Source organism: Mycobacterium sp. IDUB_28, assembly GCF_055419285.1.
Window position 1 is genome coordinate 302,120 of sequence record NZ_JBVAXK010000004.1, and the last position, 19,541, is coordinate 321,660.

Consider the following 19,541-nt stretch of genomic DNA (forward strand, 5'->3'; position numbering starts at 1 on the left):
CTCGACCTATACCTCTCGACTACACGACTTTTCGGTACGAATACCATTCCTGATCGGCGGGCAGCCGCCGCACCATGCGATTGATCGCAGCGGCGATGTTGCTCTTGGTTCCCGGTGCCAGGATCGTCCACGTCTTGCCCGCTGAGCAGACGTTCTCGGCGACCAACCGTCCCTCGGGGATGTCGATCACCGTCACAGCGCTCGCGTCGACGTGAGTTCGACGCAAGGTCCCCGTCGCCACCCCGGACTGCATGGCCACGATCGACGCCTGGGCGGACCGGTCCGGATCGGCGGCCAGTGTCAGGCTCTTGCGCTGATCGGCATCGAGCCCCTGACCGGCCAGGAACCTGACCACCGCAGCGTGGTCCGCCGACGCCGCGCGCAACGCGGCGGCGTCCAGCGTGACCGGCCGTAGCGCCGCCGGTGTGTTCTGACCACACAGGCGGGTGATCTCGGCATCAAGCACGGTGCTCGCCGCGCCTTCCGCACTCGAGATGCCGGCGCCGCTGATCCGGATCAGGTCCCCGGAACGTTCCACGGCAACCCACCACTGCGCGAATCGGGCCAGCAGTGCTCGATCGGGCGTCGCCTGGCCAGGGGTGCGCATCTGCATGAACAGCGCGATGTCACGTCGATGCAGGACGGTCAACCACTCCACCACGGCACTGTCCACGGTGCCGGCGTCGTCGAGCACGCCGGCCTCGCGCAACTCGGCGATGACGGGGTGTTCCAGCGCCAGCCGCCGCGACTCCACGCTGGGCAGATGCGGGCGCAGCCCGAGCTCAGGGGCGATGGTCTCGATGCCGGTGAGCACTTGCAGGGCCCAGAGCCCGTCGAGGGTGGTGGTTAACACGATGGTCCTTGACATAGGTCCGGGGCGCACGCAATGCATGCGCCCCGGGCCGATCAATGTGGCTAGAGGAACAAGTTGCCCATTTGGGCGTCGGTGGCCTGCGCCATCTCGTCGACGCTGTGCACGGTGTGGGCATGCCGGCTGACGGTCTGGATCAGGTCCTCCAGGCCGTGCAGCATCTGCTGCTGGGCGTCGAAGAACGCGGTGGCGCCGTGGCCCTGGAAGAAGTCTCCCAGTGCCTGGGTGAGGTTGAGGACGTCGCTGTGAATCTCCATCAGCTGCGCGGCCTGCCCCCCGACCTCGCCGGCGAAGCCGACGACGGCACCGTGGTTGTAAACGATGTGATCTGCCATGACGGTTGCTTCCTTACTTGAGAGTGGTCAGCGGGATGTGACTGGGACGACTCGGGCTAGACCGCCTGCGTCCCTCCCCCGAACACCCCGTTGAGGTTGTGCGCCGCGTCAGCTTCGTGGTTTTCCATCAGCACCGCCGCCTGGCCGAGGCCGTGCGCCAGCCGCTGCCCGCCCGTCATGATCTGCTGCAGGTCGTGGTGAATGTGGCCCGCGGTGCTCAAGGAGGTGTTGCCGGCATCGCCCGCCCAACCCGTGCCGCTGATGATGTTCTCGTGGCCACTCAGGTATTGATTGGCGATCGCGGCCGCCTCCTGCAGGCGCGTCTCGATCCGCTGCTGCGTACTACGCAGTAGTTCTGGAGTGACAACTGTTGCGTTTGCCATCTATATGTCTCCCTAGTTATTTGCACTCGTGAGTCAGGGTCTGCGTAAAACTAAACCGGCTGCCTCCAGCTGTCACTTCACCCCGGCTGCCTGGGCTTGAGTGCACGGAACAGGCTGACAGTGCACACTAGAAACGACCTTCTGTCAAAACGAAAGCGGGCCGCCCCCGATAGTTAGCTATGCTCACGGCGTGGGGGCTCACAGGCTGCCCGCGGCGTCGGCTGTGCCGTCGCCGTCGACGTCGGTGAGCCGGATATTCCAGCGCCCGTCACCGTCGGTGTCCACGTACCCGGTGACGCCCTGCGGGCCGGTGCACAGCACCTGGTCGGCCAGACCGTCACCATCGGTGTCCAACAACCGGTCGTCGGGCTCACCGTGGCCGTCGAAGTCGACCAGGGGGCCGCCGGTGTGTTCGACCCCGTCCAGGCCGAACCACCGCAACTGCCCGCCCCGGTCCACAGCGACGCGCCACGTCCCGGACCCGTCGTCGACGAAATAGCTTTCCGGGCTGCCGTTGTCATCGACGTCCAGCACACCGTGGTCGACGATCCCGTCGCCGTCCAGATCGGCCAGCACGTCGTCACCGATGCCGTCCCCGTCGAGATCGAGCTTGATTGCGTCGGGAGTGCCGTCGCCGTCGAGGTCGAAGTCAGGGGTCCGATTCCAGATCGCGGCGGTGCCGTCCTCGCCGCTCAAGCAATACTCCACGTCGGGTTGGACGCGGTGGCACCGCCAGCGGTTCCGCCGCAGTTATCTGGACTGCCAGCATGGGCAGCTGGCCGAACCTCCGGTGCCGGAACCACCGGAGACACTATGGCGACTGGAAGCCCAGCGTGTTTTCTCCGGACCTAGAACTAGTCCGATTGGTCAGCTGTCCGCGCTGCCCACCACGCCAACAGCTCCGCGGTGGCCTCCTCGTGCGACAGCGGCCCGCGGTCCAACCGCAGCTCCTTGAGGTATTTCCACGCCTCCCCCACCTGCGGGCCGGCCGGGATGTCCAGCAGCCGCATGATCTCGTTGCCGTCCAGGTCCGGGCGCACCCGGTCCAGGTCCTCCTGCGCGGCGAGTTCGGCGATCCGCTCCTCCAGCCGGTCGTAGGACGCGCGCAACCGGGCGGCCCGGCGCTTGTTGCGGGTGGTGCAGTCGGCGCGCACCAGCTTGTGCAACCGCGGCAACAGCGGACCCGCGTCGGTGACGTAGCGGCGCACCGCCGAGTCGGTCCATTTGCCGTCGCCGTAGCCGTGGAACCGCAGGTGCAGGAACACCAATTGCGCTACGTCGTCGACCAGCTGTTTGGGGTACTTCAGCGCCCGCATCCGCTTGCGAACCATCTTTGCCCCCACCACCTCGTGGTGGTGGAAGCTCACCCCGCCGTTGGGCTCGTGGCGCCGGGTGTCGGGCTTGCCGATGTCGTGCAGCAGCGCGGCCCAGCGCAGCACCAGATCCGGTTCCCCGTCCTCGAGTTCGATGGCCTGGCGCAGCACGGTCAGCGAATGCTGGTAGACGTCCTTGTGCTGGTGGTGTTCGTCGATGGCCATCTGCATGCCGCCGATCTCGGGCAGCACCACCGCGCCCATCCCGGACTGCACCAGCAGCTCGATGCCCGCGACCGGGTGCTTGCCGAGCAGCATCTTGTCCAGTTCGGCGGCCACCCGTTCGGCGCTGATCCGAGCCAGCTGCGGGGCCATCTCTTCGATGGCGACCAGTACCCGCGGCGCCACGGTGAACCCGAGCTGGGAGACGAACCGGGCGGCGCGCAGCATCCGCAGCGGGTCGTCGCCGAAGGAAACCTCCGGGGACGACGGGGTGTCCAGCACTCGGGCACGCAACGCCGCGAGCCCGTTGAGCGGATCGAGGAATTCCCCTGCCCCGGTCGGCGTCACGGCCACGGCCATCGCGTTGACGGTGAAGTCGCGGCGCACCAGATCGTCTTCGAGGCGGTCCCCGAACCGCACCTCGGGGTTACGGGACACCTGGTCGTAGGCGTCGGCGCGGAACGTGGTGATCTCCAGCCGGTGCCCGCGCAGGCCCACCCCGACCGTGCCGAACTCGATGCCGGTGTCCCACAGCGCCTCGGCCAGCGGGCGCACGATCGCTTGGATCTGTGCGGGCCGGGCGTCGGTGGTGAAGTCCAGATCCGGGCTCAGCCGGCCCAGCAGCGCGTCGCGCACCGAACCGCCGACCAGATAGAGCTGATGACCGGCGCCGGTGAATGCCGCACCCAGTTCGCCCAGTACCGGCGCGTACTGGTGCAGTGCCACCGCGGCCGCGGTCAGCAGTTCGGCGTCTTGGGCGGGTTCGGCCACGTTCGGTGAGCCTAATAGGAATGCCGCGGTGACTCAGCGCACGCCAGCACCCCGAGCGTCACGGCGGGCCCCCGAGCGTCATGGCGGGCCCCCCGAGCGTCACGCCAGCGTGGCGCTCGACGCCCAGCGTCGCGCTGGCGTGACGCTCGGCGTCACGGCCACCCAGCAACCCCGCCACCCACGGGGCTATTGAGGCTGACGCGACGAATGTGACCAAAGGTACTCGCCAACGGCGAGTGCGTCCGGGAGAATAGCCCGTGCCAGCTAATATCGCTTGGGTGTCGGAGGGCGAACAGGCCAAACCACGTCGGCGCCGGGGCCGGCGTCGCGGTCGTGGCGGCGCCCGTCCGGCGGAAAGCGTGACCGACAGCCCTCCCGCCGACGCCCCACCCACCCCGGCGACCGCAGCCAAACGTCGCGCCCGCCGCAACAGCGACCGGCTGCGAACCGTGCACGAGACGTCGGCCGGCGGGCTGGTCATCGACGGCATCGACGGTCCACGCGACGAGCAGGTCGCCGCACTGATCGGCCGGGTCGACCGCCGTGGCAGGATGCTGTGGTCGCTGCCCAAGGGTCACATCGAACTCGGCGAGACGGCCGAGCAGACCGCCATCCGTGAGGTCGCCGAAGAGACCGGGATCCGCGGCAGTGTCCTGGCCGCGCTGGGACGCATCGACTACTGGTTCGTCACCGACGGCCGACGGGTGCACAAGACCGTGCACCACTATTTGATGCGGTTCCTGGGCGGTGAGCTCTCCGACGAGGATCTGGAGGTCGCCGAGGTGGCGTGGGTGCCGCTGCAGGAGTTGCCGTCCCGGCTTGCCTACGCCGACGAACGCAAACTGGCCGAGGTCGCCGACGAATTGATCGACAAGCTGCAATCCGACGGCGAGCAGGCGCTGCCGCCGCTGCCCCCGAGTTCGCCCCGCCGACGACCGCAGACACATTCGCGCACCCGCCACGCCAACAACTCCGCGCTGGGCCGCAAGAACGGCCACGGGCAGGGGCCGTGAGTTCACCGCGACTTCGGTGGACCGGGTTGGTGCGTCTCGCCGCGGTGATCGGCATGGTGGCCGGTTTCGGCGGTCTGCTCGCCGCCCCCCCGCTCGCCGGCGCCGGCGAGCCCACCGCGACGCCGTTCGTCCAGGTGCGCATCGACCAGGTGACCCCGGACGTCGTCACCACCACCAGTGACCCCGTCGTCACGGTCAGCGGCATGGTCACCAACATCGGCGACCGCCCGGTGCACGACGTCATGGTGCGCCTCGAGCACGCCGGCGCCATCTCGACGTCGGCCGCCCTGCGCACGTCGCTGGACGGGGACACCGACCAATTCGAGCCGGCCGCGGACTTCCTGACCGTGTCCCCGGAACTGCAACGCGGACAACAGGCCGGGTTCATCCTGTCCGCCCCGCTGCGCTCACTGACCAAGCCGTCGCTGGCCGTCGACAAACCCGGCATCTTCCCGGTGCTGGTCAACGTCAACGGGACGCCCGACTACGGCGCGCCCGCCCGTCTGGACAACGCGCGATTCCTGCTTCCGGTGGTCGGCATCCCGCCCGACAAGGGCGCTGACATCGAAGCGGCCGTGGCGCCCGAAACCGCCAAGCCGGTGTGGCTGACCATGCTGTGGCCGCTGGCCGACCGGCCCCGGCTGGCCCCCGGCGTCCCCGGCGGCACCATTCCAGTGCGACTGGTCGACGACGACCTGGCCAACTCGCTGGCCACCGGCGGGCGCCTGGACACCCTGCTCGCCGCTGCCGAGCTCGCGACCAGCCGCGATGTGGATCCCGACGGTGCGGTGGGCCGGGCGTTGTGCCTGGCCGTGGACCCGGATCTGCTCGTCACCGTCAATGCGATGACCGCCGGCTACGTGGTGTCCGACTCGCCGGACGGCCCCGCGCAGCTGCCGGGCAGACCGACCCATCCGGGCACCGGCCAGGCGGCGGCGAATCTGTGGCTGAGCCGGTTGCGGGCGCTGGCGCACCGCACCTGCGTGGTGCCGCTGCCCTACGCCCAGGCCGACCTGGACGCCCTGCAACGGGTCAACGACCCCGGGCTGAGTTCCACCGCCACGGCCGGGACCGCGGACATCGTGGATCGGATCCTGGACGTCGCCTCGGTGCGCGGCGCCGCCCTGCTGCCCGACGGCCCGCTCACCGGTCGTGCGGTCACCCTGCTCGACGCCAACGACAGCACCGTCGCGGTCGCCGCCGCGGATCCGCCCGAACAGGACGCCAACACCGCGACCGGCAGCGTCGACATCACGCCGCGCCGGCTGGCGACCCGGGTGGTGACCGCGCCGTTCGACCCGGCGATCGGTGCCGCGCTGGCCGCAGCCGGCAGCAACCCGATCGTGCCCACCTATCTGGACCCGTCGTTGTCGGTGCACATCAACCACGACTCGGCCACCGCGCGGCGCCAGGACGCGCTGGGCGCGATGCTGTGGCGCAGCGTGTCGCCCGACATCGCACCGCGCACCCAGATCCTGGTTCCCCCGGCGTCGTGGACGCTGCCCGGCGACGACGCGCAGCTCATCCTGACCGCGCTGGCCACCGCGATCCACTCCGGGCTGGCCGTGCCGCGGCCCCTGCCGGCCCTGATCGCCGAGGCGGCCGCACACACCGAGCCTCCTCAGCCGCCGGGGAACTACCCGTCGGCGCGGGGCCGGATCGGCGACGACATCACCGTCCAGGTCGCCGGCCAGGTCACCCGGCTCTCCAAGCTGACCTCGGCGTTGATGACCGACGAGCGCACCGGTCTGACCGGCGTGCAGTACACCGCGCCGCTGCGCGAGGACATGCTGCGCGCCCTGAGCCAGTCGGCGCCCCCGGACACCCGCAACGGGCTGGCCCAGCAACGGTTGCTGGTGGTGGGCACCACGATCGACGACTTTTTCCGGGCCGTGACGATCGTCAACCCCAGCGGCTCTTACACGCTGGCAACCGAGCACAGCCCGCTGCCGCTGGCGCTGCACAACGACCTCGCGGTACCGATCCGGGTGCGGCTGCAGGTCAACGCCCCGCCCGGGATGACTGTCACCGACATGGGTCAGATCGAGCTGCCCCCGGGGTATCTGCCGCTGCGGGTACCGATCGAAGTCAATTTCACCCAGCGGGTCGCCATCGACGTCGGGCTGCGCACCCCGGACGGCACCGCCCTGGGCGAGCCGGTGCGGTTGTCGGTGCATTCCAACGCCTACGGCAAGGTGCTGTTCGCGATCACCCTCACCGCGGCGGCCGTACTGGTGCTGCTGGCCGGCCGGCGGCTGTGGCACCGGTTCCGCGGCCAGCCCGACCGCGCCGACCTGGACCGCCCGGACCCGCCCCCGCCCGCGCGCCGCCCCGAACCCCCATCGCAGGCGATCGATCGTCGGGTCCACGAAGAGCATCGCGTATGAAGCACGCACCCCGGCGGGTGCAACCACCGCCGCAGCGGTCGCCGCTATCTCAGCCACGCTCCCCGGTGCCGCCGCCGGGTCTGCCGCCGCGCCCCGGATGGACCCCGACCCAAGCGCCCCGTCCGCAGCCGCGCCCGCGACGCGAAGAACTGTCCGACGCCGCGATGGTGAAGCGGTCCTGGGGCATGGCGTTCGCGACGCTGATCAGCCGCCTCACCGGCTTCGCCCGGATCGTGCTGCTCGCCGCGATCCTCGGCGCGGCGCTGTCCAGTTCGTTCTCGGTGGCCAACCAGCTGCCCAACCTGGTCGCCGCGCTGGTGTTGGAGGCGACGTTCACCGCGATCTTCGTGCCGGTGCTGGCCCGGGCCGAACAGGACGACCCTGACGGCGGTGCGGCGTTCGTGCGCCGGCTGGTCACGCTGGCCACCACCCTGTTGATCCTGGCCACGGCGCTGTCGGTGGCGGCCGCCCCGCTGTTGGTGCGGCTGATGCTGGGCCGCAATCCCGAGGTCAACGCATCCCTGACCACTGCCTTCGCCTACCTGTTGTTGCCCCAGGTGCTGGTCTACGGGCTGTCCTCGGTGTTCATGGCCATCCTGAACACCCGCAACATCTTCGGCCCGCCGGCCTGGGCGCCGGTGGTGAACAACGTGGTCGCGATCGCCACCCTGGGCATCTACCTGGCCGTCCCCGGTGAACTCTCGGTCGACCCGGTCGAGATGGGCAACCCCAAACTGCTGGTGCTCGGCATCGGCACCAGCCTGGGGGTGTTCGCCCAAACCGCGGTGCTGCTGGTGGCGATCCGGCGCCAGCGGATCAGCCTGCGACCGCTGTGGGGAATTGACGAGCGACTCAAACGGTTCGGCACCATGGCCGCCGCCATGGTGCTGTACGTCCTGATCAGCCAGCTGGGCCTGGTGGTCGGCAATCAGATCGCGAGCACCGCGGCCGCGTCCGGCCCGGCGATCTACAACTACACCTGGCTGGTGCTGATGCTGCCGTTCGGCATGGTCGGGGTGACGGTGCTGACGGTGGTGATGCCGCGGCTGAGTCGCAACGCCGCGGCAAACGACACCCCGGCGGTGCTGGCCGACCTGTCGCTGGCCACCCGGCTGACCATGATCACGCTGATCCCGACGGTGGCGTTGATGACGGTCGGCGGACCTGCGATGGGTAGTGCACTGTTCGCCTACGGACACTTCGGCCAGGTCGATGCGGGCTACCTGGGTGCGGCGATCGCGCTGTCGGCGTTCACCTTGATCCCGTACGCGCTGGTGCTGCTGCAGCTGCGGGTGTTCTACGCGCGCGAGGAACCGTGGACACCGATCGTGGTGATCATCGTCATCACCTCGGTGAAGATCGCCGGCTCGGTCCTTGCGCCGCACCTGACGAGCAACAAGGAACTGGTCGCCGGTTACCTCGGGACAGCTAACGGGCTGGGGTTTCTGGCCGGCGCGCTGGTCGGTCACCTGCTGTTGCGCCGCAGCCTGCGACCCGAGGGCGGCCGGCTGATCGGTCTGGCCGAGGTGCGCACCATCCTGGTGACGATTGCGGCCTCGCTGCTGGCCGGCCTCATCGCACACGTCGCCGACCGGCTGCTGGGCCTGGACCAGCTGACCGCGCACGGTGGCATGGGTTCGCTGTTGCGCCTGGTGGTGTTGACGATGATCATGGTCCCGATCCTGGCCGCGGTCATGCTCGGCGCGCAGGTCCCCGAGGCCAGGGCAGCGTGGGACGCGATTCAGCGCCGGACGCGGCGACACCGCGTCCAGGTGCCTCCGGGCAAGGCCGCAGTGTCGTCTGGGCGTCCCCCGGTCACGTACCCTGAGCAAAGAAATCTGTCCCGGCCTGGGAAGAATGCGGTGCCGATCCAGCGCAAGCCTCCGGCGACCGGGGCCGGCCTGGCGAAAGGAGTGGGGGTGACCGACCGCACATCGGAGAGTTCCTCGGCCGGCGCTCCCCTCGGTTCGAAGGCGGGGCCCCAGGCTGCCGCCCCACGGGCCGACGACTTTCAACCCGACATCCCGCCCAGCCGCGACCGGGGTCCCGCCCGCCACCAGGTCAACGGCGACGTCGGCGCCGAGTCCCGCGGACCGATCCCCTTCGACGCGCCGCGCGAACGTGGGCCAGAACCATCGACGGCGCACGACGACGCCAACCTGGTGCCCGGGGCGCGGATCGCCAACGGCCGCTACCGGCTGCTCATCTCGCACGGCGGTCTGCCGCCGCTGCACTTCTGGCAGGCGCTGGACACCGCGCTGGACCGGCAGGTCGCGCTCACGTTCGTCGACCCGGAGGGCGTGCTGCCCGAAGACGTGCTGCAGGAGATCCTGTCGCGCACCCTGCGGCTGAGCCGGATCGACAAGCCCGGCATCGCCCGCATCCTCGACGTCGTGCACACCGGGTCGGGTGGTCTGGTGGTCGCGGAGTGGGTCCGCGGCGGCTCGTTGAAGGAAGTCGCCGACACCTCGCCGTCCCCGGTCGGAGCGATCCGCGCCATGCAGTCGCTGGCCGCGGCCGCCGACGCCGCGCACCGCGCCGGTGTCGCGCTGTCCCTGGATCACCCCAGCCGGGTGCGCCTGTCCGTCGACGGCGATGTGGTGCTCGCCTACCCGGCCACCATGCCCGACGCCAACCCGCAGGATGACATCCGCGGGATCGGCGCATCGCTGTATGCCCTGCTGGTGAACCGCTGGCCGCTGCCGGAGGCCGGGGTGCGCAGCGGACTGGCCCCGGCCGAACGCGACGCCACCGGGCAGGCCGTCGAACCGACCGTCGTCGATCGGGACATCCCGTTCCAGATCTCCGCCGTCGCCGCCCGATCGGTGCAGGAGGACGGCGGAATACGCAGTGCCTCCACGCTTTTGAACCTGCTGCAGCAGGCGACCGCGGTGGCCGACCGCACCGAGGTGCTCAGCCCCATCGAGGACCTGCCCGCCCCCACCGCGCGGCGGCGCAGCGCCGAACCCGGCAGCGAAGCCTACGCCCGCCGTCGGCGCAACCTGCTGATCGGCCTCGGCGCGGGTGCGGCGGTCCTGCTGGTGGCGCTGCTCGTGCTGGCGTCGGTGGTGAGCAAGATCTTCGGCGACGTCGGCAACGGGCTCAAGGGGGACCAACTCGGCCTGAACAACAACCAGCCGACGTCAGCCCCAGAGTCGCCCGGCAGCGCCGCGCCGTCGGGCAGCACCGTCAAGCCCACCAAAGTCACCGTGTTCTCCCCCGAAGGCGACGCCGACGACGTCGCCGGGGCGATGAACGTTATCGACGGCAACCCGGGCACGTCATGGCAGACCGATCCGTATTCCGACCCGGTGCCGTTCCCCGGCTTCAAGAACGGTGTCGGACTGTTGCTGCAGCTGCCCCGAGCGACCGTAGTCGGCACCGTGACGATCGATCTGACCAGCACCGGCACCAAGGTGGAGATCCGCTCCTCGTCGTCGGCGAACCCGTCGAAGTTAAGCGACACCACCGTGCTGACCCCGGCCACCGCGCTCAAACCCGGCCATAACACCATTCAGGTCAACGCCGCCGCTGCCACTTCCAACGTGCTGGTGTGGATCTCCACGCTGGGCACCACCGACGGCAAGAGCCAGACCGCCATCTCCGAGATCACGATCCAAGCCGCTTCCTGAAGTGCCCGGCCGACGCCGATTGGTTACTGTCCGGCGGTGGGTTTCGGCAGGGAGCGCAGCGACGCCGAACTCCTGGCAGCTCATGTCAACGGCGAGCGCCGCGCCTTCGATCAGCTGTTCCGCCGCCACCATCGCCGGTTGTATCAACTGGCGCGGCTGACCAGCGCGACTCGTGAGGACGCCGACGACGCGTTGCAGGACGCCATGCTGTCTGCGCACCGCGGCGCGGGCTCGTTCCGGCACGACGCCGCGGTCAGCTCGTGGCTGCACCGCATCGTGCTCAATGCCTGCCTGGATCGGCTGCGCCGCGCTCAGACCCGTCCGGCGGTGCCGATGCGCGACGAATACCCGGTCGCCGACCGTACGGCCCAGGTCGAGACAGCGATCATGGTGCAGCGGGCCCTGCTGCGGCTGCCGGTCGAGCAACGGGCCACGGTGGTCGCGGTCGACATGTTGGGCTACTCGATCGCCGACACCGCGCGCATGCTCGGGGTGGCTGAGGGGACCGTGAAGAGCCGGTGCGCCCGGGCTCGGGCCCGGCTTGCCCGCCTGCTCGGGTATCTGGACACCGGCCCGGGCGCCGAACTGGCGATGACGGACACTGGGGCGGATGAACGACGCCGACCCGGACCCGCCGCTGACGGTTGAGCTGCTCGCCGACCTGCAGGCGGGTCTGCTCGACGACGACACCGCCGCTGCCCTGCGCCGCCGGATCCGCACCGACCCGCAGGCCGCGGCGACCTTGCAGGCCCTGCACCAGGTGCGCCACGATGTTGCCGCGGTCGGTGACCAACCGGCACCCGAGGCGCCGGCCGAGACCGTCGACGGTGTCGCAGCCGCCCTGCGCTCAGCCCGCGCCGCGCACGCGGCGCGGCCCGCTGTGCCCCCCGCCCGCGTCGTCGCCGGGATTCTGGGGGGGTGCGCCCTGGCCGCCGCGATCGGCGTCGGCACCATGGCGCTGCTCGACGACCCCGCGTCGGAGTCCAGCGTCGGTGCCACCATCAACCGCGTCACCGTCTCCACTCCCGCGCCGGTGATCCCGCTGTCGGACGCGCAGATCGTTGCGTTGCTGAACCGCCCGCCCGATTTCGGCGCGCTCGGCAACCCCGCCCAGCGCGCGTCGTGCCTGAGCGGCCTCGGCTATCCGGCTGCCGCCGAAATCCTGGGCGCCCAGCCGATCGAGGTCAACGCCCGCCCCGGGGTACTGCTGGTGCTGCCCGGGGACACCCCGGCGACTGTGACGGCCTACGCGGTGGCGCAGAACTGCAGCGCCGCCGACACCGGGCTGCTGGCCGACACCGCTGTGCCGCGCGGGTAGGTGTCGTGCGGGAGCTCGGGAACAGCACTGCCTAGGCTGGCGTTCGTAAACTTTGCAGATCCACTTCGTCTTTTGATCGGCTCGCGCTGGAAAGGCCCGCATGACTGCCTCCGCTAACACCATTCACGACGTAATCGTCATCGGTTCCGGTCCGGCCGGCTACACCGCGGCCCTCTACACCGCCCGAGCGCAGCTCAAGCCGTTGGTCTTCGAGGGCACCTCGTTCGGCGGCGCGCTGATGACCACCACCGAGGTGGAGAATTTCCCCGGTTTCCGCGACGGCATCACCGGCCCCGAGCTGATGGACCAGATGCGCGAGCAGGCGCTGCGCTTCGGCGCCGACCTGCGCATGGAAGACGTCGAGTCGGTGGCGCTGGACGGGCCGGTCAAATCCGTGGTGACCGCCGAGGGTGAGACGTTCCGGGCTCGCGCGGTCATCCTGGCGATGGGCGCCGCCGCGCGTTACCTGCAGGTTCCCGGTGAACAGGAACTGCTGGGCCGTGGCGTGAGCTCCTGCGCCACCTGTGACGGGTTCTTTTTCCGCGATCAGGACATCGCCGTGATCGGCGGTGGCGACTCGGCGATGGAGGAAGCGACTTTCCTCACCCGGTTCGCGCGCAGCGTCACCCTGGTGCACCGGCGCGAGGAGTTCCGGGCGTCCAAGATCATGCTCAACCGGGCTATGGCGAACGAGAAGATCACCGTCCTGACCAACAAGGCGGTACTCGGCGTCGAAGGCGACAGCACGGTCACCGGGTTGCGGATTCGCGACAACGTCACCGGTGCCGAAACCACGCTGCCGGTGACCGGGGTGTTCGTCGCCATCGGCCACGAGCCCCGCTCGGCGCTGGTCCGCGGCGCGGTCGACCTCGACCCGGACGGGTACGTCCTGGTCCGGGGACGCACCACCAGCACCTCGTTGGACGGTGTGTTCGCGGCCGGGGACCTGGTGGACCGCACCTACCGACAGGCCATCACCGCGGCCGGCAGCGGTTGCTCGGCCGCGATCGACGCCGAGCGCTGGCTCGCCGAACACGAATCAGCCGGACACGCCGACAGTACCGACACTCTGATTGGAGCCAAGCGATGAGCAATCCGGAGCAGTCCGCCACCATCGAGGTGTCCGACGCGACCTTCCCCACCGCGGTGCTCTCCAGCAGTAAGCCTGTGCTGGTTGACTTTTGGGCGACCTGGTGCGGTCCGTGCAAGATGGTGGCGCCGGTCCTGGAAGAAATCGCCGCCGAACGTTCGGCCGAGCTGACCGTGGCCAAACTGGACGTGGACGCCAATCCGCAGACCGCCGTCGACTTCGATGTGGTGTCCATCCCCACGCTGATTCTGTTCAAGAACGGTGAACCGGTGAAGCGGATCGTCGGCGCCAAGGGGAAGGCGGCGCTGCTGCGCGAGCTGTCCGAGGCGGTGCCCGGGCTCAGCTGAGAGTCGGATCGCCGGACGAAACGGGTCCCCGATTGGCCTGGGGTTTTCCCGATATCGGCGAGGATCTGCGACAATACCGGTTAACTGCGCTGCCTATTGGCAGTGGTGACAATTAGTTCCGGAGGACCCTTGGTATGCCGAGTCCGCGCCGCGAAGACGGCGACGCGCTGCGCTGTGGTGACCGCGGCGCCGCTGTCACCGAAATCCGGGCCGCGCTGGCCGCACTGGGAATGCTGGACAATTTTGACGAAGATCTGAACACCGGCAGCCACGTCGCGGTCGACGTCTTCGACGGCGAGTTGGACCACGCAGTGCGGGCATTCCAGCAGCACCGCGGACTGCTGGTGGACGGTGTTGTCGGCGAGGCCACCTACCGGGCGTTGAAGGAAGCTTCCTACCGTCTCGGCGCCCGCACGCTGTATCACCAATTCGGGGCTCCGCTCTATGGTGACGATGTCGCGACCCTCCAGGCGCGTCTGCAGGACCTCGGCTTCTACACCGGTCTGGTGGACGGCCACTTCGGTCTGCAGACCCACAATGCGCTGATGTCCTACCAACGGGAATACGGCATGTCCGCCGACGGCATCTGCGGCCCAGAAACGTTGCGGTCCTTGTACTTTCTCAGTTCCCGGGTCAGCGGCGGTTCGCCACACGCGATCCGGGAAGAGGAACTCGTCCGACGGTCCGGACCCAAGCTGTCCGGCAAGCGGATCATCATCGACCCGGGCCGCGGCGGCAACGACCACGGCCTGATCAGCTACGGACCGGACGGTCCGATCAGCGAAGCAGACGTGTTGTGGGACTTGGCAAGTCGGCTCGAAGGCCGGATGACCGCGATCGGTATGGAGACGTTCCGCTCCAGACCACACGACCACAGCCCGTCGGACGCCGAGCGTGCGGCCATCGCGAATTCCGTTGGGGCAGACCTGATGATCAGTCTGCGGTGTGAAACCCAAACCAGCCCGTCGGCCACCGGCGTGGCATCGTTCCACTTCGGCAACTCGCATGGATCGGTGTCCACCATCGGCCGCAACCTGGCCGACTTCATCCAGCGAGAAGTGGTTGCCCGCACCGGCTTACGGGACTGTCGCGTCCACGGCCGAACCTGGGATCTGTTGCGGCTCACCAGAATGCCCACCGTTCAGGTCGATGTCGGTTACATCACCAACCCCAACGACCGTCAGATGCTGGTTGCCGCGCAGACGCGCGACGCCATCGCCGAAGGCATTCTGGCCGCGGTGAAACGGCTCTATCTGCTGGGTAAGAACGATCGGCCCACCGGCACCTTCACCTTCGCCGAATTGCTGGCCCACGAACTCAGCGTCGAGCGCGAGCGGGCCAGCAGAAGCACCGGCTCCTAACCGATTTCACCGTCCGGCGCCTGCAAGGTGTTGCCGGCTGTCGCCGCCCCGACCGGCTCCTGCAGCTGGGCGTTCTCCAGCAAGCGTTCCAGCGCGGCCTCGACTTCGGCCTTCCAGCCCAGTCCTTTGTCGAGTTCGAGGCGCAGCCGCGGGAAGTACGGATGGGGCGCCACCACCACGAATCCTTCGTCCAGCAAAAAGTCCGCATCGATGATGCAGTGTTCGACCGAGCAGTCCCCCAGCGCTTCAACGACCGGCTGCAGGTCGGCCTGCACCGGCTCCTGCAACTCGGTGGCTGCCTGGGTACGGCCGAAAGCCTCCAGCGCGCGCACCCCGCGGCGTACCAACTCGTCGACCACCCGGCCGATCAAATTGTGCGGCAGGTCCGCCACCACGCCCGGGTCGGCCTGCCCCCGCTCGATACCCATCGAGGTCAACAACACCGCGTCCGCCGACACCGGCGCGGTCGGGAACCGGTGGGCACGGGGAACGGCCCGCGGCGGCGCGTATAGCACGTAGCCGACACACGCCGGCTCGGCCTGGCTGCGTTCGTCCAGGATCTCGGTCGCGACCTGCCCGCACGAACCCCACTCGAGCATCACCATGGACAGCCACGCTTCTTTTTCGAATTCCGGGTCCGCCAGCTGGTCATCGGTGCCGAGGGTCGCCGGATCGACCTCCCAGAACACGCACCGACGCGCGTGCTTGGGGAGCTGCTCGAATGCTTCGAGCCGCAGCGCAGTAATCCGAGCTGACACTAGTCTCCTAGCCTCCGTGCGGCGCTCGAACCCGATAGCCCTCGGCGTGCCGCCCGGCGTCTGTGCGACGTGGCAACGGCGGCGTGGCTGGCCCCGCTCTCCCCGGCCTGATGTGCACCGGCAACCCTTCCAGGATAGGAGAGTCGACGGGTATCCGGCCAGTGCGCGCCCGACGGCTGCGTTGTCCGGCCGGCGCCACCCCCCGTGCGGTCGCGACCAACCCGGGTTGACCCGTCGATTGTCGAAAAGGCTTGACGCACAGCGTGTTTGCGCCGGTCCGCGGGCTGCGGACCCGCGCCCGACCAGTGCACTGTCACAGTGACGTAATTACACAAGATGACTGGTCGTGCCCGGTCAGGCCGGTTTCGAGGTCATCAGGTCGATGATCCGCTGCAAGTCGTCCACCGAACCGAACTCAACCACGATCTTGCCTTTGCGCTTGCCCAGCGCGACGGTGACCCGGGTGTCGAATGCGTTCGACAGTCGTTCGGCGACGTCTTGCAGTCCCGGCATCTGGATCGGCTTGCGCCGTGGCGGCGTCGGCGCACTGCCGTCTGCCCGGTTCGCCAGGGTCACCGCCTCCTCGGTGGCCCGCACCGACAAACCCTCCGCGACGATCCGGCTCGCCAATTCCTCCTGGGCCTCCGGCCCGGCTTCCAGCGACAGCAGCGCCCGGGCATGTCCGGCGGACAACACCCCTGCCGCTACCCTGCGCTGCACCGGGATCGGCAGTTTGAGCAGCCGGATCATGTTCGTGATCAGCGGGCGTGAGCGGCCGATGCGGGCGGCCAGTTCGTCGTGGGTGACGCCGAACTCGTCGAGCAGTTGCTGGTATGCCGCCGCTTCTTCCAACGGGTTGAGCTGCACCCGGTGGATGTTCTCAAGCAGGGCGTCGCGCAGCAGGTTATCGTCGCCCGTCTCGCGCACGATAGCGGGGATAGTGGCCAGGCCGGCTGCCTGCGCCGCGCGCCATCTGCGCTCCCCCATCACGATCTGATAGCGCGCACCGCCGGGCGTTCCGGGAACCGCACGCACCACGATCGGCTGCAGCAGCCCGAACTCGCGGATGGAGTGCACCAGCTCCGAGAGCGCTTCGTCGTCGAACACCTGGCGTGGCTGGCGAGGGTTGGGCTCGATGTCCGACGGTGCGATTTCGCGGTACACCGCACCCATCGCGGCGGCGTCCGGCAACGGCCCGCCGATCACCACATCGGCGGCTGCCGAACCCATCCGCGGACCCAGCGTTGCGGGTCCGGCGTCGCCCTCGGCCGGGCCGGTGGGGATCAGTGAAGCCAGCCCGCGGCCCAGACCGCCCTTCCTGCGTGACGGAGTCGTCATTGGTTATGCCCTCCCGGCTGGTGGTCGGTCGCGTTGCGCGAGTTCGCGGCTGGCGTCGAGATAGCTCATGGCCCCACGCGAACCGGGATCGTAATCGATGATGGTCATGCTGTAGCCCGGCGCTTCGGATACCTTCACGCTGCGCGGGATGACGGTGCGCAGCACCTTGTCACCGAAGTACCGGCGTACCTCTTCGGCTACCTGGTCGGCCAGCTTGGTCCGGCCGTCGTACATGGTCAGAATGACGGTGGTGACGTCGAGTTGCGGGTTGAGGTGCGCCTTGACCATCTCGATGTTGCGCATCAGCTGCGATACGCCCTCGAGCGCGTAGTACTCACATTGGATGGGAATCAGCACCTCCGGCGCGGCGACCAGAGCGTTGATGGTGAGCAGTCCGAGGGAGGGCGGACAGTCCACGAAGACGTAGTCGAAGTCGAAGCTGTCCAGCTCGGCCAGTGCGTTGCGTAACCGGTTCTCGCGCGCCACCATGCTGACCAGTTCGATTTCGGCGCCGGCCAGGTCGATGGTGGCCGGCACACAATAGAGGCGTTCGCTGTGCGGGCTGCGGCGCAACGCCTCGCGTAGTGGCACCTCACCGATCAGCACTTCGTAGGACGAGGGTGTCCCCGACTGGCGATCGGTGATGCCCAGCGCGGTGCTGGCGTTGCCTTGTGGGTCGAGGTCGATCACGAGCGTCTTGAGGCCCTGCACGGCGAGGGCCGCGGCGAGGTTCACGGCGGTCGTCGTCTTACCGACTCCCCCCTTTTGATTGGCGATGGTGAAGACCCGGCGCTGGCGCGGTCGCGGGAGGGCGTCGTGCGTGGTGTGCAGCACCCGCATGGCGCGCTCGGCAGCGGCGCCGATCGGGGTGTCGAACTCGGTTGATGTTTCACGTGAAACATTCACGGTGGGATTGTGCGCTACCGGCGGCCGTGGCGCCACCCGGTCGGCAGGCACCGGGGCGTCGGGACGGGGCGGGATCGCGTCACTCGGGCGCCCCGTGTTGCGACCGAACCTCATGTCGTGCCTCCGCGCGACCGCCGCGCCGGTGTCCCCCGCCGAGCCACCACCGCGGTCGCCGGCCGTTCCAACAGGTTCGCACCACATGTCACCACCCTGACATCGACGGCCCCCGCCGCCGCCATCACACGCCGGTGTTCGCGGACCTCGTCGGGAGCGCGCTCCCCCTTGATCGCCACCATCTGTCCGTCGAGCTTCAGCAACGGCATACTCCACTTCGTCAGTTTGTCCAGTCCGGCTACGGCTCGGGACACCGCGGCGTCACTATCTCTCACGATGTCGCGGACCGCGCGCTCTTCCGCGCGGCCGCGAATCACCTCGACCGGTAAATCGAGATCATCCACGACTTCCCCGAGAAACTCACTGCGGCGTAGCAGTGGTTCGAGCAGCACCACACGCAGGTCTGGACGAGCGAGTGCCAGCGGGATGCCCGGCAGGCCTGCACCGCTGCCGATGTCGACTACCCGGGAACGCTCCTCCAGCAGCTCGCCGATCACGGCTGAATTCACGATATGGCGCTCCCACACCCGGTCGACTTCCTTCGGACCGAGCAACCCTCGCTCGACCCCAGCGGTCCGCAGCAGCTCGGCGTAGCGCCGCGCCAGGTCGATTCGCGGGCCGAAGAGGTGTTCCGCCGCCCGGACGGCCTGGGCTTCTGGTTCATCCGGCTGCGCGCGCCCGTGCGGATCGACATGTTTCACGTGAAACATTCCTCCGGTCTCCGCCTCCGCCTCGCCCGTGCCGGCGCCGAACTACACCTCTGTAACTCCGGTGGTCACGGGCCGGTCACTTTCCGGTCACGCGTATCAGTCGCGCAACACGACAACGCGGCGCGAGGGCTCTACACCCTCACTCTCGCTGTGCACACCCTCCACCGCGGCAACGGCATCGTGGACGATCTTGCGCTCGAACGGCGTCATCGGCGAGAGGGCTTCGCGCTCGCCCGTCTCGGCAACCCGCCGAGCCACCTTGTCACCCAGGGCAGCCAGTTCCTCCCGCCGCCGACGACGCCAGCTCGCGATGTCGAGCATCAGCCGGCTGCGTACCCCGGTCTTCTGGTGTACCGCCAGTCGGGTCAGTTCCTGCAGCGCATCGAGCACCTCGCCGCCGCGACCCACCAACTTGTTCAGGTCGTTGCTGCCGTCGATGCTGACAACCGCGCGGTTGCCTTCGACGTCCAGGTCGATGTCGCCGTCGAAGTCCAGCAAGTCCAGCAGCTCTTCCAGATAGTCGCCGGCGATCTCACCTTCGGCGACCAGACGGTCTTCGAGATCGTCACCGTCCACGGCCGGAGCCGAACCGTCCGGGTCGCTCTCCTGGGTGTCGATATCGACTTCGGTGGTGTCCGCGTCGGTCATAGCAATGTCTCCCCTCATCCACGG

18 protein-coding genes are annotated in these 19,541 nt (G+C 68.9%); 8 read left to right on the top strand and 10 right to left on the bottom strand.

The window, feature by feature from the left end; translation table 11 throughout:
* Positions 1–19: 19 nt before the first annotated feature.
* The 5 genes from ACZYZ9_RS10820 to ACZYZ9_RS10840 all read right to left on the bottom strand — a co-directional run bounded on the left by ACZYZ9_RS10820 (position 20) and on the right by ACZYZ9_RS10840 (position 3,895).
* Positions 20–853, bottom strand: coding sequence for an ESX secretion-associated protein EspG (locus ACZYZ9_RS10820; RefSeq protein WP_463826258.1), 834 nt, complete (start codon positions 851–853; stop codon positions 20–22).
* 62 nt (positions 854–915) lie between these two features.
* Positions 916–1,206 (bottom strand): WXG100 family type VII secretion target, encoded by a 291-nt coding sequence (locus ACZYZ9_RS10825; protein WP_463826259.1) that lies wholly within the window; start codon positions 1,204–1,206, stop codon positions 916–918.
* Positions 1,207–1,262: 56 nt separating this feature from the next.
* The gene (locus ACZYZ9_RS10830) at positions 1,263–1,589 is read right to left on the bottom strand and encodes a WXG100 family type VII secretion target (protein ID WP_463826260.1); all 327 of its coding nucleotides are present in this window, start codon (positions 1,587–1,589) and stop codon (positions 1,263–1,265) included.
* A gap of 198 nt (positions 1,590–1,787) precedes the next feature.
* Positions 1,788–2,297, bottom strand: coding sequence for a pullulanase (locus ACZYZ9_RS10835; RefSeq protein WP_463826261.1), 510 nt, complete (start codon positions 2,295–2,297; stop codon positions 1,788–1,790).
* 146 nt (positions 2,298–2,443) lie between these two features.
* Positions 2,444–3,895: a CCA tRNA nucleotidyltransferase gene (locus ACZYZ9_RS10840; RefSeq protein ID WP_463826262.1), complete on the bottom strand. Its 1,452-nt coding sequence runs from the start codon at positions 3,893–3,895 to the stop codon at positions 2,444–2,446.
* 278 nt (positions 3,896–4,173) lie between these two features.
* On the opposite strand from ACZYZ9_RS10840, the gene ACZYZ9_RS10845 reads away from it, so the two are divergent.
* The 8 genes from ACZYZ9_RS10845 (at position 4,174) to ACZYZ9_RS10880 (ending at position 15,043) form a co-directional block, all read left to right on the top strand.
* On the top strand, positions 4,174–4,908 hold the full coding sequence (locus ACZYZ9_RS10845; RefSeq protein ID WP_463826263.1) for an NUDIX hydrolase: 735 nt from the start codon (positions 4,174–4,176) through the stop codon (positions 4,906–4,908).
* Entirely contained in the window at positions 4,905–7,295 is a 2,391-nt protein-coding gene (locus ACZYZ9_RS10850; protein WP_463826264.1) for a DUF6049 family protein, read from the top strand. The genes ACZYZ9_RS10845 and ACZYZ9_RS10850 overlap by 4 nt, the downstream gene beginning before the upstream one ends.
* Positions 7,296–7,375: 80 nt before the next feature.
* Positions 7,376–10,927 carry a lipid II flippase MurJ gene (locus ACZYZ9_RS10855; protein WP_463826429.1) on the top strand — a complete coding sequence of 1,184 codons (3,552 nt, stop codon included), beginning with the start codon at positions 7,376–7,378 and terminating at the stop codon, positions 10,925–10,927.
* 36 nt (positions 10,928–10,963) lie between these two features.
* Positions 10,964–11,575, top strand: coding sequence for an RNA polymerase sigma factor SigM (gene sigM, locus ACZYZ9_RS10860; RefSeq protein WP_463826265.1), 612 nt, complete (start codon positions 10,964–10,966; stop codon positions 11,573–11,575).
* Entirely contained in the window at positions 11,538–12,245 is a 708-nt protein-coding gene (locus tag ACZYZ9_RS10865) for a hypothetical protein (RefSeq protein ID WP_463826266.1), read from the top strand. Before sigM ends, ACZYZ9_RS10865 begins: the two co-directional genes overlap by 38 nt.
* A 100-nt stretch (positions 12,246–12,345) precedes the next feature.
* Positions 12,346–13,335 (top strand): thioredoxin-disulfide reductase, encoded by a 990-nt coding sequence (gene trxB, locus ACZYZ9_RS10870; protein WP_463826267.1) that lies wholly within the window; start codon positions 12,346–12,348, stop codon positions 13,333–13,335.
* Complete coding sequence (gene trxA, locus ACZYZ9_RS10875; protein ID WP_463826268.1) at positions 13,332–13,682, top strand: thioredoxin; 351 nt, start codon at positions 13,332–13,334, stop codon at positions 13,680–13,682. The genes trxB and trxA overlap by 4 nt, the downstream gene beginning before the upstream one ends.
* A 134-nt stretch (positions 13,683–13,816) precedes the next feature.
* Complete coding sequence (locus ACZYZ9_RS10880; protein WP_463826269.1) at positions 13,817–15,043, top strand: N-acetylmuramoyl-L-alanine amidase; 1,227 nt, start codon at positions 13,817–13,819, stop codon at positions 15,041–15,043.
* On the opposite strand, the gene ACZYZ9_RS10885 is transcribed toward ACZYZ9_RS10880, so the two are convergent.
* The 5 genes from ACZYZ9_RS10885 to ACZYZ9_RS10905 all read right to left on the bottom strand — a co-directional run bounded on the left by ACZYZ9_RS10885 (position 15,040) and on the right by ACZYZ9_RS10905 (position 19,517).
* A complete protein-coding gene (locus tag ACZYZ9_RS10885) occupies positions 15,040–15,801 on the bottom strand; it encodes an acetyltransferase (protein WP_463826270.1) in 762 nt (253 codons plus the stop codon). The two genes, ACZYZ9_RS10880 and ACZYZ9_RS10885, sit on opposite strands and share 4 nt — an antisense overlap.
* Before the next feature lie 354 nt (positions 15,802–16,155).
* Positions 16,156–17,139, bottom strand: coding sequence for a ParB/RepB/Spo0J family partition protein (locus tag ACZYZ9_RS10890; RefSeq protein WP_463826271.1), 984 nt, complete (start codon positions 17,137–17,139; stop codon positions 16,156–16,158).
* Positions 17,140–17,142: 3 nt separating this feature from the next.
* On the bottom strand, positions 17,143–18,159 hold the full coding sequence (locus tag ACZYZ9_RS10895) for a ParA family protein (RefSeq protein ID WP_463826272.1): 1,017 nt from the start codon (positions 18,157–18,159) through the stop codon (positions 17,143–17,145).
* Positions 18,156–18,869 carry a 16S rRNA (guanine(527)-N(7))-methyltransferase RsmG gene (gene rsmG, locus ACZYZ9_RS10900; protein WP_463826273.1) on the bottom strand — a complete coding sequence of 238 codons (714 nt, stop codon included), beginning with the start codon at positions 18,867–18,869 and terminating at the stop codon, positions 18,156–18,158. The genes ACZYZ9_RS10895 and rsmG overlap by 4 nt, the downstream gene beginning before the upstream one ends.
* Before the next feature lie 96 nt (positions 18,870–18,965).
* A complete protein-coding gene (locus tag ACZYZ9_RS10905; protein WP_463826274.1) occupies positions 18,966–19,517 on the bottom strand; it encodes a Jag family protein in 552 nt (183 codons plus the stop codon).
* Positions 19,518–19,541: the final 24 nt, after the last annotated feature.

Excerpts from the sequence above, each read along its gene's own strand:
- ACZYZ9_RS10825 (WP_463826259.1), bottom strand. The coding sequence starts at position 1,206 with ATGGCAGATCACATCGTTTACAACCACGGTGCCGTCGTCGGCTTCGCC.
- ACZYZ9_RS10830 (WP_463826260.1), bottom strand. The coding sequence starts at position 1,589 with ATGGCAAACGCAACAGTTGTCACTCCAGAACTACTGCGTAGTACGCAG.
- ACZYZ9_RS10865 (WP_463826266.1), top strand. The coding sequence starts at position 11,538 with ATGAACGACGCCGACCCGGACCCGCCGCTGACGGTTGAGCTGCTCGCC.
- trxB (WP_463826267.1), top strand. The coding sequence starts at position 12,346 with ATGACTGCCTCCGCTAACACCATTCACGACGTAATCGTCATCGGTTCC.
- trxA (WP_463826268.1), top strand. The coding sequence starts at position 13,332 with ATGAGCAATCCGGAGCAGTCCGCCACCATCGAGGTGTCCGACGCGACC.
- ACZYZ9_RS10880 (WP_463826269.1), top strand. The coding sequence starts at position 13,817 with ATGCCGAGTCCGCGCCGCGAAGACGGCGACGCGCTGCGCTGTGGTGAC.
- ACZYZ9_RS10890 (WP_463826271.1), bottom strand. The coding sequence starts at position 17,139 with ATGACGACTCCGTCACGCAGGAAGGGCGGTCTGGGCCGCGGGCTGGCT.
- ACZYZ9_RS10895 (WP_463826272.1), bottom strand. The coding sequence starts at position 18,159 with ATGAGGTTCGGTCGCAACACGGGGCGCCCGAGTGACGCGATCCCGCCC.
- rsmG (WP_463826273.1), bottom strand. The coding sequence starts at position 18,869 with ATGTTTCACGTGAAACATGTCGATCCGCACGGGCGCGCGCAGCCGGAT.
- ACZYZ9_RS10905 (WP_463826274.1), bottom strand. The coding sequence starts at position 19,517 with ATGACCGACGCGGACACCACCGAAGTCGATATCGACACCCAGGAGAGC.